Annotated in this window: 12 protein-coding genes and 1 pseudogene; 9 read left to right on the top strand and 4 right to left on the bottom strand. The window is 64.3% G+C overall.

Going from position 1 to position 15,444, the window contains the following annotated elements:
- Window positions 1-447: pseudogene (locus I2H36_RS20340) on the top strand (hypothetical protein); the annotation flags it as partial.
- Between the two features lie 122 nt (window positions 448-569).
- Here I2H36_RS20340 and I2H36_RS12830 read toward each other — a convergent pair.
- Both I2H36_RS12830 and pepN read right to left on the bottom strand, forming a co-directional pair.
- A complete protein-coding gene (locus I2H36_RS12830; RefSeq protein WP_343234443.1) occupies window positions 570-2,723 on the bottom strand; it encodes a PAS domain-containing sensor histidine kinase in 2,154 nt (717 codons plus the stop codon).
- A gap of 365 nt (window positions 2,724-3,088) precedes the next feature.
- Complete coding sequence (gene pepN, locus I2H36_RS12825) at window positions 3,089-5,740, bottom strand: aminopeptidase N (RefSeq protein WP_196264285.1); 2,652 nt, start codon at window positions 5,738-5,740, stop codon at window positions 3,089-3,091.
- Window positions 5,741-5,933: 193 nt separating this feature from the next.
- Between pepN and I2H36_RS12820 the strand changes: the two genes are divergently transcribed.
- The 8 genes from I2H36_RS12820 to dusA all read left to right on the top strand — a co-directional run bounded on the left by I2H36_RS12820 (window position 5,934) and on the right by dusA (window position 14,286).
- Window positions 5,934-6,374 (top strand): VOC family protein, encoded by a 441-nt coding sequence (locus tag I2H36_RS12820; protein WP_196264284.1) that lies wholly within the window; start codon window positions 5,934-5,936, stop codon window positions 6,372-6,374.
- Between the two features lie 109 nt (window positions 6,375-6,483).
- Complete coding sequence (xdhA, locus tag I2H36_RS12815) at window positions 6,484-7,965, top strand: xanthine dehydrogenase small subunit (protein WP_196264283.1); 1,482 nt, start codon at window positions 6,484-6,486, stop codon at window positions 7,963-7,965.
- Between the two features lie 4 nt (window positions 7,966-7,969).
- Window positions 7,970-10,435, top strand: a complete 2,466-nt coding sequence (xdhB, locus tag I2H36_RS12810; protein ID WP_246718775.1) for a xanthine dehydrogenase molybdopterin binding subunit — start codon at window positions 7,970-7,972, stop codon at window positions 10,433-10,435.
- On the top strand, window positions 10,432-11,397 hold the full coding sequence (gene xdhC / locus I2H36_RS12805; protein WP_196264282.1) for a xanthine dehydrogenase accessory protein XdhC: 966 nt from the start codon (window positions 10,432-10,434) through the stop codon (window positions 11,395-11,397). The genes xdhB and xdhC overlap by 4 nt, the downstream gene beginning before the upstream one ends.
- Window positions 11,398-11,402: 5 nt before the next feature.
- Window positions 11,403-11,888: a nucleoside deaminase gene (locus I2H36_RS12800; protein WP_196264281.1), complete on the top strand. Its 486-nt coding sequence runs from the start codon at window positions 11,403-11,405 to the stop codon at window positions 11,886-11,888.
- Window positions 11,889-11,961: 73 nt separating this feature from the next.
- Window positions 11,962-12,585: an urease accessory protein UreE gene (locus I2H36_RS12795; protein ID WP_196264280.1), complete on the top strand. Its 624-nt coding sequence runs from the start codon at window positions 11,962-11,964 to the stop codon at window positions 12,583-12,585.
- A gap of 25 nt (window positions 12,586-12,610) precedes the next feature.
- Entirely contained in the window at window positions 12,611-13,081 is a 471-nt protein-coding gene (gene ybaK / locus I2H36_RS12790) for a Cys-tRNA(Pro) deacylase (RefSeq protein ID WP_196264279.1), read from the top strand.
- A 200-nt stretch (window positions 13,082-13,281) separates the two neighbouring features.
- Window positions 13,282-14,286 carry a tRNA dihydrouridine(20/20a) synthase DusA gene (dusA, locus tag I2H36_RS12785; RefSeq protein WP_196264278.1) on the top strand — a complete coding sequence of 335 codons (1,005 nt, stop codon included), beginning with the start codon at window positions 13,282-13,284 and terminating at the stop codon, window positions 14,284-14,286.
- A 237-nt stretch (window positions 14,287-14,523) separates the two neighbouring features.
- Here dusA and I2H36_RS12780 read toward each other — a convergent pair whose 3' ends face one another.
- Together I2H36_RS12780 and I2H36_RS12775 are read right to left on the bottom strand one after the other, a co-directional pair.
- Window positions 14,524-15,228 (bottom strand): retropepsin-like aspartic protease family protein, encoded by a 705-nt coding sequence (locus I2H36_RS12780; RefSeq protein WP_196264277.1) that lies wholly within the window; start codon window positions 15,226-15,228, stop codon window positions 14,524-14,526.
- Window positions 15,228-15,443: a DUF1289 domain-containing protein gene (locus tag I2H36_RS12775; protein WP_196264276.1), complete on the bottom strand. Its 216-nt coding sequence runs from the start codon at window positions 15,441-15,443 to the stop codon at window positions 15,228-15,230. Before I2H36_RS12775 ends, I2H36_RS12780 begins: the two co-directional genes overlap by 1 nt.
- Window position 15,444 lies beyond the last annotated feature (1 nt).

The raw sequence follows: 15,444 nt of genomic DNA, 5'->3' as shown, positions 1-15,444 counted from the left end.
GGCGGCGACGGCGACGACAGCCTCTACGGCAACGGCGCCAACGACATCCTGCTCGGCGGCAACGGCGCCGACCAGCTTTATGGCGGCTTGGGGGCGGATCAGCTCACCGGCGGCGCCGGCGGTGACAACTTCCGCTTCGACAGCGCTCTGGGGGCTTCGAACGTCGACACGGTCACCGACTTCACCGTGGGTCAGGACCTGTTGGCGCTGTCGCGCAATGTGTTCACGGCCTTCGGTCCGGGTGGGACGTGGTCGCTGGGCATAGTGTCATCGTCAGCCTTCACCATCGGGGCCGGGGCGAGCACGTCGGCGCACCGGCTGATCTACAACAGCGGCACGGGGGCACTGTCCTACGATGCGGACGGGATCGGCGGCGCAGCGCAGGTGCAGTTTGCCAGCCTCAGCAAGGGCCTGGCGCTCACGTCCTCGGCCTTCCTGCTGGTCTGAGCATCAGCATCGCAGCTGCTCTGCCCGGCTCGAGGGCAGAGCGGATCCGCAAATAGAAAAGCCGGCGCCGAAAAGCGCCGGCTTTGCTTTGAATTAAACCCTCCGTCGTGGATGCGGGAGGCTTAAGCCGCTGCATCAGCCAGGGCGATATCCGCGTGGGTCGCTTCGGTGAGCGGCAGGTGGACCAGCACGATGGTGCCGACGCCTTCCTGGCTTCTGATCCGGAGCGAGCCGCCATGGAGCTCGGTGAGCGACCGGGCGATGGCGAGGCCAAGGCCTGAGCCCTTGTAGCTCTTCGAGAACTCGGTCTCGACCTGCTCGAAGGGCTGACCGAGCTTGTGCAGGGCGTGATCGGGAATGCCGATGCCGTTGTCCTCGACATAGATGTTGACGGCGTTGCCGGCCTGGCGCGTCCGCACCGTGATGCAGCCGCCGTCGCTCGTGAATTTCGTGGCGTTCTGGAGCAGGTTGACGAGGATCTGGTGCAGGGCGCGCTCGTCGGCGGGCACCACGATATCCTCTGGGTTCACATCCACCGTGACGGCGAGGTTCTTGGCCTTCGTCTGCTCGCCCACCAGCTTGAGGGCGCGCTGGATCGCGGCGTGGACCTCCATCGGCTGCTTGGTCAGGCTCGTGCGGCCCGCCTCGATGCGCGACATGTCGAGGATGTCGTTGATCACCGACAGGAGATACTCGCCGCTCGACCGGATGTCGGAGCAGTATTCCTCATATTTGTCAGAGCCGAGCGAACCGAAGATGCCGCTTTGCATCACTTCCGCAAAGCCGATGATGGCGTTGAGCGGGGTCCGCAGCTCATGGCTCATGTTCGCAAGAAACTCGGATTTCGCCCGGTTTGCGCTTTCGGCCTGCGCCTTCTGGTCGAGGTAGCGCTCGGCGAGATCGGCGAGCTGGTGCGTCTGCGCCTCGAGCTTCTGGCGCGACTGCTTGAGGTCGAGAACCGTGGCGATGAGCTCTTTCTCGGATTCGACGAGGCGATGCTCATGGCGCTTCAACGCGGTGATGTCCGTGCCCACCGACACGTAGCCGCCGTCCTTGGTGCGGCGCTCGTTGATCTGCAGCCAGCGGCCGTCCTGAAGGCGGGCCTCGAAGGTGCGCGCGCCCACATCCTGCTGCTCGCGGCGCAGGAACTGATGCTGCACCTCCGGCGGACGGCCGAGCGCCATCACGTCCGCATAGGACTTGCCCTGCAACTGCGCATCGGCCGGAAGCTCATGCAGCTTCTGGAACTTGGAATTGCAGAGAACGAGGTTGTTGTTGGCGTCCCACAACACGAAGGCCTCGGAGATCGCCTCGATGGCGTCGTGCAGGCGGGCATCGGCCTTGGCGGTCTTCTCTTCGAGACCGCGCTGCTCGGTCACGTCCACGGCGATGCCGACAAGGTGGCTTGCCGCGTCGTCCGGATCGTTCATCAGCTCGGCGCGGGCGCGCAGCCACACCCAATCGCCGGTGATGCTGCGAATGCGGAACTCATAATCGAGGAGCGAGGTGCTGGCGGAGGCGAGCTGCTCGGCGAGCGTGAAGAGATCCTGATCCTCCGGGTGGATCATGGTGTTCACTTCACCGAAGGAGAGGAACTCGTCCTGACGCTCGTAGCCGAGAAGCTCGTACATGGAGTCGGACCAGTAGATCCGGCCGCGGCCAATATCCCAGTCCCACAGGCCGCAGCGTCCGCGGTTGAGCGCAGAATCGATCCGGTCGCGCACCTTCTCGCAGACCTCGTCGGCGGCGCGCGCGCGGTTCGCCTGCATCACATAAGCCACGCCGATGCCAAGCAGCACCAGGATCGTGGCGCCAAGCAGCGAGACGTGACCGATGGTGCGTGTCCACCAGCCCGACAGAATGTGGGGCATGGGCTGCACGAGCGCGATCTGTCCCGATGACGCGGCAAGCGAACGAACGGTCGCCATGCCCTCAACGCCGCTCGGAAGCCGAACCGTCATGACACCGGCGCGGTCGGCAAACAGCATCAGCGGCTGCGCTTCGCCCAGGATGTCGGTGAGCTTGCCGGGAGCACTCGCCATCGGCGGATAAACGGCCTGAATGGCGCCTGCCTGATCGACCAGCATGAGCGTGCGGTTCTGTGTCAGGGCGCTCGGCGGCATGTCCTTGGCCAGCTGCTCCAGCTGGGCTGCAGCCTGCGCGGCGTTGCCGGGGCCACGAACCGCGCCGAGCTTCGCCGCCGAGAGGGATGCGATGATGTCGATGTCACTGATGGCGTCGAAGAGCGTGTCCTTGCGGCCATCGCGGATCTGCACCCAGGCACTGCCTGCAAGTGTAATGAGAAACAGGATCAGGACCGCCGGAACCGCCAGGCGGAGCAGAGGCTCATATCGCTCAAGCCGTCGATAAGTGAGGTTCGCGTCTGAACGCGTTACACCTAGAATCGTACCCGCACGCGCAGGTACGCATGCGGTCACCGCCCCCGCCATGCGATGCTTCCTCCGGAACCATTTGCGTCCTGTTTCGGAGGACGTGCCGCATCTCTCCGAATCACTAACAATAGAATCTTGAGCGGGTGATTTGTCTAGTTAGTAGAACCCGAAGGTTAATAAAAAATTTCCTATGTCGCATTCCCTTGGGGAAATCTAGGACAACGCCATAACCTCTTCATTCATATAGATTATTTCGCTTGGCTTTCCTCAAGAGACCGGCTCACGATATCGCCTACATCGCGGGAAAGATTGGGCTTTTGCGCGATGGAGCGAAGGGCCTCTTCCGCGTGATTTCGCCGGCTGATTTCCATCATCCGCCACGTGCTGAAAGCGGTCAGCAGGCGGGCGGCCAATTGTGGATTCAGTTCGTCTGCGCGCAGGACGATTGAGGCGAGGAGCCGGTATCCCGCGCCGTCCGCCCTGTTGAACTGAACCTGGTTCAGCATGGCGAAGCTGCCGATCAGCGAGCGGACCCGATTGGGGTTGCTGATCGAGAAGGCGGGATGCTGCATCAGGTTCTTCACCCGCTCAAGGGTTTGGTCCTCCGGGATCGCAGCCTGCAGCGTGAACCACTTGTCGATCACGAGGGGCTCGTTGCGGTAACGCTCCCCGAACCAGGCGATGGCGTCATCGCGCACAGTTCCGGGGATGGTCGTGAGCACGCTGAGCGAAGCGAGACGGTCCGTCATGTTGGTTGCTGCTTCAAGCTGCGCTGAGGCAAGCGCTTCACCGGCAATGGGATCGGCTGCGGCCAAAAGATCGAGGCAGGCATTGCGCAGGCTTCTGCGCCCGGCGCTGGCCGCATCCGGGCTGTAGGGTCCCGTTTCGGTGAAGGCCGCGTAGATGCGCTGCAGGCGCTTCGAACAAGCCGCTCCGATGCGCCGGCGCAGTTCCGATCGGGCGCGATGGATCGCATCCGGATTCACATCCTGGCCGATCTCCTGCGCGATGTCGGCCTCGCTCGGAAGGGTCATGACGAGAGCCGCAAAGGCTGGGTCGTTCTCGGCATCCCGGTCGATGAAGGCGCAGAGGGCGGTCGAGAATGCGTCGATCTCCTCGTCCGCAACCTGACCTTCGATCGAGAGGGAGGCCAGCAGCCGCATGGCAACGGTCTGCGCCGCCTGCCAGCGGTTGAACGCATCCGTGTCGTGCCGCAGGAGGACGAGCAATTCCGCGTTGGGCAGATCGAGCGAGACCTTCACCGGGGCCGAGAAGCCCCGGAACAGGGACGGAACCGGCAGGGACGTCACGCCCGTGAAGGTGATGCTGTCGGCTGCCTTATCGAACAGGAACACGCCCCGTTCATCCACCTGGTCGCAGGTTGCGCTCAAGGGCGATCCGTCATGCGAGACGAGACCGAGCGCGACCGGGATGGCCATCGGCTCCTTCTTCGCCTGGCCGGGTGTCGGCGGCGTAACTTGCGTGAAATCCAACCGGTAGGTCTGCCCAGCCTCGTCGTATTGGCTTTTCACTTTGACGCGGGGCGTTCCGGACTGCTCGTACCAGCGGGCGAAGTGCGACAGGTCGCGGCCCGTGACCTCCGCGAAGGCGTTCAGGAAATCCTCGACCGTCGCGGCCGTACCGTCGCAACGCTCGAAATAGAGATCCATGCCGTGCCGGAAATCCTGTTCGCCGATGATCGTCTTGAGCATGCGGACGATCTCCGCGCCCTTTTCATAGACGGTGGCAGTGTAGAAGTTGTTGATCTCGCGATACTGGTTCGGCCGCACCGGGTGGGAGAGGGGGCTCGAATCCTCCAGGAACTGCCGGGCCCGCAGGGTCTTCACCTCGGCGATGCGATGCACGGGGCGGGAGCGCTCGTCGGAGGAGAATTCCTGGTCGCGGAAGACCGTCAAGCCCTCCTTGAGGCAGAGCTGGAACCAGTCGCGGCAGGTGACGCGGTTGCCGGTCCAGTTGTGGAAATACTCATGTGCGATGATCGCCTCGATATGGGCATAATCCATGTCGGTGGCGGTCTCGGGGCTCGCCAGCACGTATTTGTCGTTGAAGATGTTGAGGCCTTTGTTCTCCATCGCGCCCATGTTGAAGTCTGACACGGCGACGATGTTGAAGACATCGAGATCATACTCGAGGCCAAAGACCCGCTCGTCCCAACGCATGGAGCGCTCAAGCGCCTCCAGGGCATAATCGGCGCGGTTCTCCTTGCCGGGCTCCACATAGATCGCGAGTTCCACCTCGCGCCCGCTCATGGTGGTGAAACTCTCGGCGACGCGGCCAAGGCGACCGCCAACCAGCGCGAAGAGATAGGACGGTTTGGGATGCGGATCGTGCCAGACGGCGTAGTGCCGGCCGCTATCGTCGATCGATCCGCTCTCGACAGGGTTGCCGTTGCCGAGAAGGACCGGAGCTTCTTCCCGGTCGGCCTCAATGCGCGTGGTATAGACGGAGAGAATGTCGGGCCGGTCGAGGAAATAGGTGATGCGCCGGAAGCCTTCCGCCTCGCATTGCGTGCAGTAATTGCCGCTCGAGCGGTATAGGCCCATCAGCTTGGTATTGGCCGTTGGGTTGATCTCGGTCTCGATGGTCAGGGTGAAAGCCTGGCGGGGCGCCTGCGCGATCGTGAGCGAATGCGGTGAGGCCTCGAACTCCTCGTCGGACAGGACCCGCCCGTCCAGAGCCACAGACTTCAGGTTCAACTCGTCGCCATCCAGAACGAGAGGTGCATCCGAGCGCCCGGCCGGATTGGGTCTCATGGCGAGCGTCGCGATCACCCGGGTCTCCGTCGGGTGCAGCTTCACGTCGAGTTCAACTTGGTCGATCAGGAAGTCACTGGGCCGGTAATCCTCAAGGCGAATGACGGGGGCTGTCTCAGTGCGCATCGGGTACTCGTTTGAAACGAAGTTGCGTTGGTTCTAGGGCCTTGGGGAGGGACCGCCAGTCTGCTTGGCGCAGCGGGGACTAAAAGTCACGGGATCTTGGCCAAATCCAAGGCTTTTTCCGCACAACAAAATGGTACCCCTTGATCTCCAGGCGAAATACGCCATCACGTGAATTCCGCTCACGGAGACGATCATGGAATACCTTCATACGATGGTTCGCGTGTCGAACCTCGAACAATCCCTCGACTTCTTCTGCAACAAGTTCGGCCTGGTCGAAGTGCGCCGGATCGAGAACGAAAAGGGCCGCTTCACCCTCGTGTTCCTGGCGGCTCCCGGTGATGTGGAGAAGGCCCAGGATACCAAGGCGCCGCTCCTGGAACTCACCTACAACTGGGACGAGCACGACTATGCCGGCGGCCGGAACTTCGGCCATCTCGCCTACCGGGTCGACGACATATACGAGACCTGCCAGCGGCTGATGGATGCGGGCGTCACCATCAATCGCCCGCCCCGCGACGGCTACATGGCCTTCGTGAAGACCCCGGACAACATCTCCATCGAGTTGCTCCAGCGCGGTGACCCCAAACCCACGCAGGAACCCTGGGCTTCCATGGCCAATACCGGCACCTGGTAGGCTGAGCCCATCGGCTGCCCTCTCTGTCGCCCCTTGGCGAAAAGGTCTTGCTCCGCCATTCTACCCGGCCCACCATAAGACAGCCGGGTCGAACCGGCGGAGGAACATCGTGGTACGAGAGACAATCCGCTTCTGGCGGCAGGGACGAGCAGTCGAGGTTTCAGGCTTTCATCCGCGCACCACGCTTCTGGACTACTTAAGGCTTCAGGAGCGTCGCGTGGGAACCAAGGAGGGTTGCGCGGAAGGCGATTGCGGCGCCTGCACCGTGGCCCTGGGCCGACCGCGGGGCGGGCGCGTGCATTACGAGCCGGTCAATGCCTGCATCCTGCTTCTCGGCCAGATCGACGGAGCCGAGCTCGTCACGGTCGAGGATTTAGCAGTAGGAGGAGAACTGCACCCGGTGCAAACCGCCATGGTGGAGGCGCACGGCTCCCAATGCGGCTTCTGCACCCCCGGCATCGTGATGAGCCTTTTCACGCTTTATCACGAAGGCCAACGGCCCCTGATCCGCGAGGCCGTCAACGATGCGCTCGCCGGCAATCTCTGCCGCTGCACAGGCTACCGGCCCATCGTCGATGCCGCCCTGCAGGCCTGTGGTGAGCAGCCTAAGGACGCTTTCAGCGCAAACACCGAGCAGAATGTGCAAGGTCTGACGATGCTGGCCGACGGGCAGGATGTCTTCGTCGGCGACGAGACCCGCTTCTTTGCGGCGCCCGCCAGCGAGAACTCTTTGGCAACGCTTTGTGCACAGCACCCGGACGCCACCCTGGTGGCCGGCTGCACCGATGTGGGGCTGTGGATCACGAAAGGCATGGCCGAGATCGAGAAGGTGATCTGGCTCGGGCGCGTGGCGGAGCTCGATATTATCGAAGAGACCTCCGATATGCTCGGAATCGGCGCAACGGTAACGCACGCCGATGCTCACCCGTCACTCGCGCGCATCGATCCCGATCTCGGCGAACTCATGCGCCGCTTCGGATCCTGGCAGGTGCGTGCTTCCGGAACGGTGGGCGGCAACATCGCCAACGGCTCGCCCATCGGCGATCTTGCACCTGCGCTGATCGCGCTTGGCTCCGAGCTGGAACTGCGCCATGGCGATGCGACGCGCACCATGCCGCTCGAGGACTTCTTCATCGCCTATCGCAAGCAGGACCGGGTGCCCGGCGAGTTCCTGCGCCGCATCACGGTGCCGAAGCTCAAAGTCCATGAAGTCTTCCGCGCCTATAAGATTTCAAAGCGTTTCGACGAGGACATCTCGGCCGCCATGGGTGCGTTCAAGTTAACCCTCGACGGCAGGCGTATCACCGAGGCTCGCGTCGCCTTCGGCGGCATGGCGGCGACGCCCAAGCGGGCGCTTGCCACGGAGCAGGCGCTTGTGGGTCTCTCCCTTGACGAGCCGTCGAGCTGGGGCGAAGCCATGGCGGCGATCGCGCGCGATTATCAGCCGCTCGACGACCACAGATCCTCGGCCGCCTATCGCGCCACGGTGGCGCGCAATCTCGTGTTCAAGGCCTTGAGCGAGACCGCATCGGGTGAGACCCGCGCCACGCGCATCATCGGCCAGCGCGACGCGCTCCAGGCGGCGGAGTAGGGCCATGAACGAGCAGCCAAGACTCGGTGCCCATTCCACCTCCCCCTTGAGGGGGGAGGTCGCGCCGGAGGCGCGGGAGGGGGTGGGAAGCTCCACATCTGCGAATGTCGCGCTGCCACCCCACCCCGGAGCGCTGACGCGCTCCGACCCTCCCCCTCAAGGGGAGGGTGTCGAGAACCTCCGCCACATCCGCAAACCCCTGCCGCACGATTCCGGCCCGAAGCACGTCCAGGGCGTTGCGCAGTACATCGACGATATCCGCGAGCCCGAGGGCACGCTGCATGTGGCCATCGGCCAGTCGCCTAAGGCGCGCGGGCGGCTTATATCCCTCGATGTCTCCGCCGTGCGCGCCGTTCCCGGCGTCGTGGCGGTTCTCACAGCCGCGGACATTCCCGGCAAGAATGACGTGTCACCCGCCTTCGGCGACGATCCGCTCTTCGTCGACACTGAGATCAGCTTCTTAGGGCAAGCGCTCTTTGCCGTCGTTGCCACGACGCGCGACACCGCACGCCGTGCCGTCAAGAAGGCCGTGATGGAGATTGAATCCGAAGCGCCGAGCATCACGGTCGAGGATGCGCTGGAGCGTGGCGAGACCGTGCTGCCGGATTATTCTTACGGCCGCGGCGATCCGGATGCCGTCATCGCGCAGGCTCCTAAGAAGCTCGAAGGCCAGTTCCGTGTCGGCGGGCAGGAGCACTTCTATCTCGAGGGCCAGGTTGCCCTAGCGATCCCGGGCGAGGACGGCGACTTTCATGTCTATTCCTCGACCCAGCATCCCACGGAAGTGCAGCACGTGGTCGCCCGCGTGCTCGACATTCCCGATGCCTATGTCACCTGCGAGACGCGCCGCATGGGCGGTGGCTTCGGCGGCAAGGAGAGTCAGGCGACGCAATGGGCCGTGACCGCAGCGCTCGCGGCGCGTGTTACGGGACGGCCGTGCAAATTGCGTCTCGACCGCGACGACGACTTCACCCTCACCGGCAAGCGCCACGACTTCCGCTGCGACTGGAAGGTGGGCGTCGATGAGGAGGGACGCATCCAGGGCTATGCGGTCGACCTGCTCGCGCGCTGCGGATATTCGGCGGACCTCTCCGCCGGCGTGGTGGACCGCGCCATGTTCCACGCCGACAACGCCTATTGGATGCCCTCCGTCCACATCGCCTCGAAGCGGCTCAAGACCAACACCGTCTCCAACACGGCATTCCGTGGTTTCGGCGGCCCGCAGGGCATGCTTGCCATCGAGCATGTGATGGACCAGATCGCCTGGGTCACGGGGCGCGACCCGCTCGACGTGCGCTATGCCAACTTCTACCGGCCGGGTGAGAACGTCACGCCCTACGGCATGGAGGTGGAGGAGACCGACACGCTCGTCAATCTCGTGCGCACGCTCGAAGAGACCTCGCACTACCGTGCGCGTCGGGAGGAGATCGCGGCCTTCAACGCCTCATCGCCGATCATGAAACGCGGGCTGGCGCTCACGCCGGTCAAATTCGGCATCAGCTTCACGCTGACGCATATGAACCAGGCGGGCGCCCTGGTGCATGTCTACCAGGACGGCTCCGTGCATCTGAACCACGGCGGCACCGAAATGGGACAGGGGCTCTACATCAAGGTGGCGCAGGTGGTGGCCGAGGAATTCGGCATCGCCATGGAGCGCGTGCGCATCACCGCGACGACCACCGCGAAGGTGCCGAACACCTCGCCGACGGCCGCCTCCTCCGGTTCCGATCTTAACGGCATGGCGGCGAAGATTGCGGCGGGCGCGATCAAGAAGCGCATGATCGCTTATGCGTCCGAAGCTTACGGCGTGCCGGAGGAGCAGATCGAGTTTCGCGACGACCGGGTGTTCATCGGCAACCAGAGCCTCGCCTTCGACGAACTTGCGAAGAAATGCATCGCGGCCCGCGTGCAGCTCTCCGAGGCTGGGCATTACAAGACGCCGAAGATCACCTGGGATCGTGCGAAAGGCACAGGACGACCCTTCTTTTACTTCGCCTATGGGGCAGCCTGCTCCGAGGTGATTGTCGATACGCTCACGGGTGAGAACCGCCTGCTGCGCACCGACATTCTTCACGATGTCGGCCGCTCCCTGAACCCGGCCATTGACATCGGTCAGATCGAGGGCGCTTTCGTGCAGGGCATGGGCTGGCTCACCACGGAAGAGCTAGTCTTCAGCAAGGAGGGGCATCTGCTCACGCACGCTCCTTCCACTTATAAGATCCCGGTTGCCTCCGACGTGCCAGCGGCCTTCAACGTGGCGCTCTATCCCAATGCCAACCGGGAGGAGACGATCTACCGTTCCAAGGCCGTGGGCGAACCACCGGTCATGCTGGCGAACAGCGTCTTCTGCGCGCTGGCCGATGCGATCCATGCGCTCGATCCGGAAAAGCCCGTGCCGCTCAACGCACCCGCGACGCCCGAGGCGATCCTGCGCGCCTGCGAGGCATTGCGGGGGAGGCCCATGGGGTGAGGGTCTGGCGCCAACTTGCCGATTTCGTGCAGCGGCACGGAGCCGCCGCTCTCATCTCCGTCCATGACGTGAAAGGCTCCGCTCCGCGTGAAGTCGGCGCCCGGATGGTGGTGCGGCCCGACGGCGCCTTTCACGGCACCATCGGCGGCGGTCAGCTCGAATTCCGCATGCTCGACATCGCCCGTGAGATGCTGGACGCCGGGCGTGGCCCGGCCCGGATCTTCGACCAAGCGCTCGGCCCCGATCTCGGCCAGTGCTGCGGCGGCCGGGTGAAGATCCTGATCGAGACTTTTGATGCACGAGCCATGGAGGAACTGACTCCTCTCGTGGCCGCCGAGGCCGAGGGACGACTGTTTGAGCTGGAATGCCGGATGGAGGAGGGCCGCGTGAAACGCGATTTCGCGTCCGCTGTCGGCGACGACCGCTGGACCGGCTGGCGCGAGACCCATGGCGAGGTGCGCACGCCCGTTCTCCTGTTCGGCGCCGGCCATGTGGGTCGGGCGCTGGTGCTGTCGCTCGCGCCCCTGCCGTTTGCCGTGCGGTGGCTCGACGACCGGGACGATGCCTTCCCGGCCCATCTGCCGCCGAACGCGAAGGCCGTTCGTATGTGGGACCCTGAGGCGGAGATCGCCGAGGCCAGCCCTCAATCGCTCATCCTGGTCATGACTCACGATCACCCCCTCGACATGGAGATCACGGCGGCGGCCTTGCGCCGTGACTTCCCCTATGTGGGCCTCATCGGCAGCGCCACGAAGCGGGCGCGCTTCGAGAAGCGGTTCCGGGAGCTGGGAATTCCTGAGGAGACGATCCGCTCCCTCGTCTGCCCCATCGGGCTGCCGGACATCGAGGACAAGGACCCGGCCATCATCGCGGCTTCCGTGACCGCGCAACTGCTGCAGGTGCGGGAGCACGGGGGTGTTGCCCAAAAATTCTCGCCTCCCGCGGCCTCCAACGATACATAAGCATCATGAGCATCCATCGACTTGACGATCAGCGCCATCTGGCGCGCGCCATCGAACTGTCCCGCGAGCACATGGAGGAGGGGGCGGGCGGCCCCTTCGGCGCCGTGATCGTGCGCGACGGCCGGGTTCTGGCCGAGGGCTGGAATCAGGTAACCTCCGCCAAGGACCCGACGGCCCATGCCGAGGTCACGGCGATCCGGCTCGCCTGCCAAGCCGTCGGCGAGCACTCCCTGGAGGGCGCGACGCTCTATACGAGTTGCGAGCCGTGCCCCATGTGCCTCGCCTCCGCCTATTGGGCACGGGTAGGCCGGATCGTCTATGCCAATACCCGGCAGGATGCGGCCGAGATCGGCTTCGACGACAGCCTGATCTATGACGAGATCCCGAAGCCCGTATCGGAGCGCCTGATCCCCATGGACCACCTGCCGAGCTTGGAGGCCAAGGCCGTGTTCGACGCCTGGGCGGACAAGCCGGACAAGATCGCCTATTAATGATCCGCCGGGTGGCAGCGCCCGGCTGAGTTTCCTATCTGAGCTTCACCCGATCACAGACCGAGACGAGCCCATGCCCCGCGTCACCACCATCGTCCGCAAGCCCGCCGTGAAGGCCGACCGCGTCGTCGCCACGATCACCCTCGACTATGAGGCCCGCAGTCGCCGCCAGGGAACGCTGAGGGCCGAGGGTGGAGCCGACATCGTGCTCGATCTCGACATGGAGACCACCATCAACGACGGCGATGCCCTGAGGCTCGAAGACGGACAATTGGTGCAGGTGAAGGCGGCGGCGGAGTCGCTGCTGGAGGTGAGGGCCGAGAACCCGTTGCGCCTCATGCGCCTTGCCTGGCACCTCGGCAGCAATCACGGCCTCGTCGAGGTCACGGGCGATGCTCTCTACATCGAGAACAACCCGGCCTTGGCGGAACTGGCCCGCGGCCAGGGCTGCACCGTGACCCCGGTGGAGCGCCCGTTCAAGCCGGAGCGCAGCACCCATGTGTGCGATCACGACCATGGGCATCATCATGGCCATGCACACAGCCACAGTGAGAGCCACGCTCATGCGCACAGCCATGAGCATTCCCATGGCCACGATCATGCACACGAGCACAAGCATGATCACCATGACCATGCCCACCACGAGCACGGCCCCGGCTGCGGTCACCATCATCACGGGCACAAGCACGATCACTGATCGAGCCTGAAGCTTTCAGACGAGCATGTCCAAGACCACCCGCGCGACGCTGGCCCTGCAGCAGGCTGGCGTGCCTTTCACGGTGCACTCATACGAGTACGATTCCAATGCGGAGCGCATCGGCCTTCAGGCGGCGGAAGCCATGGGGGCCGATCCGTCGAGCGTGCTGAAAACCCTGATGGTGCTGGTGGACAACAAGCCGGCCTGCGTGATCCTACCCTCCGATCAGGAGGTCAACCTGAAGAAGCTGGCATCGGCTCTCGGCGGCAAGGCGGCCCAGATGATGAAGCCGGCGGATGCAGAGCGCATCACCGGCTACCACGTCGGTGGCATCAGCCCCTTCGGGCAGAAGAAGCGCGTCCCAACCGTGCTGGAGCAATCGGCTTTCGAGCACGCGCAAGTGTTCATCAACGGTGGCCAGCGCGGCCTGCAGGTGAAGCTCGATCCGCGCGCGGCGGCTGAGGTGCTGGGTGCGAAGGTCGCGGGGGTGGTCTAGAGACTTCGTTGTTCCGTCGTGGCGGGGCTTGTCTCGGCCATCCACGTCTAAGACCGGGTTGGGGACGTGGATCCGGAGCAGGTCCAGGGATGACGTGTGGTGCACTTCTGCGTCGTAGGCATAAGCCTATTTGCCTTGAACTCGACATCCCCATATGAGAGGGCCCATTCCCTGATCTCTGCCCGACCGTTTTGCTGAGCATGACCCAGAAATTTTTCACTGTGGCTCCCATGATGGACTGGACCGACCGGCATTGCCGGGCGTTTCATCGCGTCCTGTCGCGCCGGGCGCGGCTCTATACGGAGATGGTCACCACGGGGGCGGTCATTCATGGGCCGCGGGAGCGGCTGCTCGGGTTCAGCGAGGTTGAGCATCCGGTGGCGGTGCAGCTTGGCGGGTCGGATCCGAAGGATCTGGCGCAGGCCGCCCGGATCTGCGCCGAGTTCGGCTATGACGAGATCAACCTCAATGTTGGCTGCCCCTCCGACCGGGTGCAGAACGGCCGCTTCGGGGCCTGCCTGATGCAGGAGCCGGTGCTGGTGGGCGAGTGCGTGGCGGCCATGAAGGCCACTGTATCCCTGCCGGTGACGGTGAAATGCCGCATTGGCGTGGACGATCAGGATACGGAGGAGGCTCTGAACCGCCTCACCGACTGCGTGGTGGCGGCCGGCTGCGACGAGCTGACTGTTCACGCCCGCAAGGCTTGGCTGCAGGGCCTGTCGCCGAAAGAGAACCGGGATATCCCGCCCCTCGACTACCCCAGGGTGTATCGCCTGAAGCAGGCTCGCTCCGATCTGCCGATTGCCATCAATGGCGGCATCAAGACGATGGCCGAGGTGCATGAGCATCTCAAGCACGTGGATGGCGTGATGCTCGGCCGCGTGGCTTATCATGAGCCCGAAATCCTGCTCGCCGTAGACCCGGAGCTTTACGGCGAAGCCGCGCCCGTCGCCGATGGGTTCGAGGCTATTGAGGCGTACGAGCCCTATATCGCGGAGCAGCTCGCCAGGGGCGAGCGCCTGCACAGCATCACCCGCCACATGCTCGGTCTCTTCACCGGCCGCCCCGGCGCGCGGGCCTATCGCCGCCATTTGGCGACCGCGGCGGTGAAGCCGGGCGCGAACCTGCAGACGCTGCGGGATGCGGTGGCGCATGTGTCGCGTGAGACGGCGGCGCTCGAGGCGCGGCTGGCTGCGGCGGAGTAATTTCTGATGTCATCCCGGACGGCAAAGCCGATCCGGGATCGGGTGACGAGGGTGGCGCTGGAACCCTCCTCCCCCTTGTGGGGAGGAGTTGGAGGTGGGGGTGCCGGCGTCACATCCTGAAAGCTTGGCGCTTACACCCCCACCCTGACCCTCCCCACAAGGGGGAGGGAAGCCCGCGCTATATTCTGAAGATGATCCCGGATCTGCGCTGCGCTTCGTCGGGATGACGAGGTTTTATTAGCCTGCGCCCTCCTTGCCCCGTAAAATCAGCCGATTCCCTCGCACCTCATACGACCCGAGACGCTCGAGGAAGCTCATGCCCAGCAGGTTGGCGTGGAGCACGCCGGTGCGGGCGATGAGAGCGCGGACATTGCGTTCCGTGATCGACCCGACGGTCAGGCTCTCGATGACCACAGGGGCGGCCAGCGCCGCGCCGTTGGCGGTCGAGACCGGCACGGAGTAGTTCAGCGTTTCCGGCTTGAAGCCCAGCGCCACGGCGTTTTCCGCCCGCAGGACCACGGTGCTGGCGCCCGTGTCGAAGATGAAGCGGGTCTCGTGGCCGTTCACCGCGCCCTGCACCAGGAAGCTCCCATCCATCCGCCGTGCGGCCACCACTTCGCCTTCAGCCGTCGTGACGGTGCGTCCAACCGCGATGTCGCCGATGGCGCGGTCTATCACGGTCTGCAATTCCTCGCGGGAGGCGTAAGTGACGAGCAGGGCAATGAGAATGCCGCCGCTCACCGCAATGGTTTGCACCCCATAGGTCCAGTGCCGGGCAAAGCCCTCCACGATGGAGGCCGCCATGAGGAGGGATAGGCCACCAAGACTCAGAAGACCTGCGGCCTCCATGGGCGAGAACTCGCCGATGGGCTCCTCGGCGAAGAGTCCCACCAGGAGAGCGCCGATCAGAAGAAGAAGGCCCGCTCCGCGAATGCCCGGCATCAATCGGTCTTGCCTGGTTCGGGTGCGAAGGGCGATTCGAGGGCAAAGGCTTGGCGCATGCGCTCAGGCAGCTCTGCCATGATCAGCAGACGCTCAACTTCCGGGATGCGATACCAGCGGGTGATCTCCTCGCGCGTGCGGCCGCAGCCTTCGCAGAGGCCCGTCTCGGAATCGAGAGTGCAGACGCGGATGCAGGGGCTGGAAACACGGGTCATA

The organism is Microvirga terrestris (assembly GCF_015694425.1).
In the GTDB taxonomy this organism is placed as follows: Bacteria; Pseudomonadota; Alphaproteobacteria; order Rhizobiales; family Beijerinckiaceae; genus Microvirga; species Microvirga terrestris.
This window is presented reverse-complemented; position numbering and strand designations above follow the sequence as displayed.

What these genes read in the sequence shown, in the direction of transcription:
- I2H36_RS12820 (WP_196264284.1), top strand. Translation starts at nt 5,934, where the DNA reads ATGGAATACCTTCATACGATGGTTCGCGTGTCGAACCTCGAACAATCC.
- xdhB (WP_246718775.1), top strand. Translation starts at nt 7,970, where the DNA reads ATGAACGAGCAGCCAAGACTCGGTGCCCATTCCACCTCCCCCTTGAGG.
- pepN (WP_196264285.1), bottom strand. Translation starts at nt 5,740, where the DNA reads ATGCGCACTGAGACAGCCCCCGTCATTCGCCTTGAGGATTACCGGCCC.
- I2H36_RS12780 (WP_196264277.1), bottom strand. Translation starts at nt 15,228, where the DNA reads ATGCCGGGCATTCGCGGAGCGGGCCTTCTTCTTCTGATCGGCGCTCTC.
- I2H36_RS12800 (WP_196264281.1), top strand. Translation starts at nt 11,403, where the DNA reads ATGAGCATCCATCGACTTGACGATCAGCGCCATCTGGCGCGCGCCATC.
- I2H36_RS12775 (WP_196264276.1), bottom strand. Translation starts at nt 15,443, where the DNA reads ATGACCCGTGTTTCCAGCCCCTGCATCCGCGTCTGCACTCTCGATTCC.
- I2H36_RS12795 (WP_196264280.1), top strand. Translation starts at nt 11,962, where the DNA reads ATGCCCCGCGTCACCACCATCGTCCGCAAGCCCGCCGTGAAGGCCGAC.
- dusA (WP_196264278.1), top strand. Translation starts at nt 13,282, where the DNA reads ATGACCCAGAAATTTTTCACTGTGGCTCCCATGATGGACTGGACCGAC.
- ybaK (WP_196264279.1), top strand. Translation starts at nt 12,611, where the DNA reads ATGTCCAAGACCACCCGCGCGACGCTGGCCCTGCAGCAGGCTGGCGTG.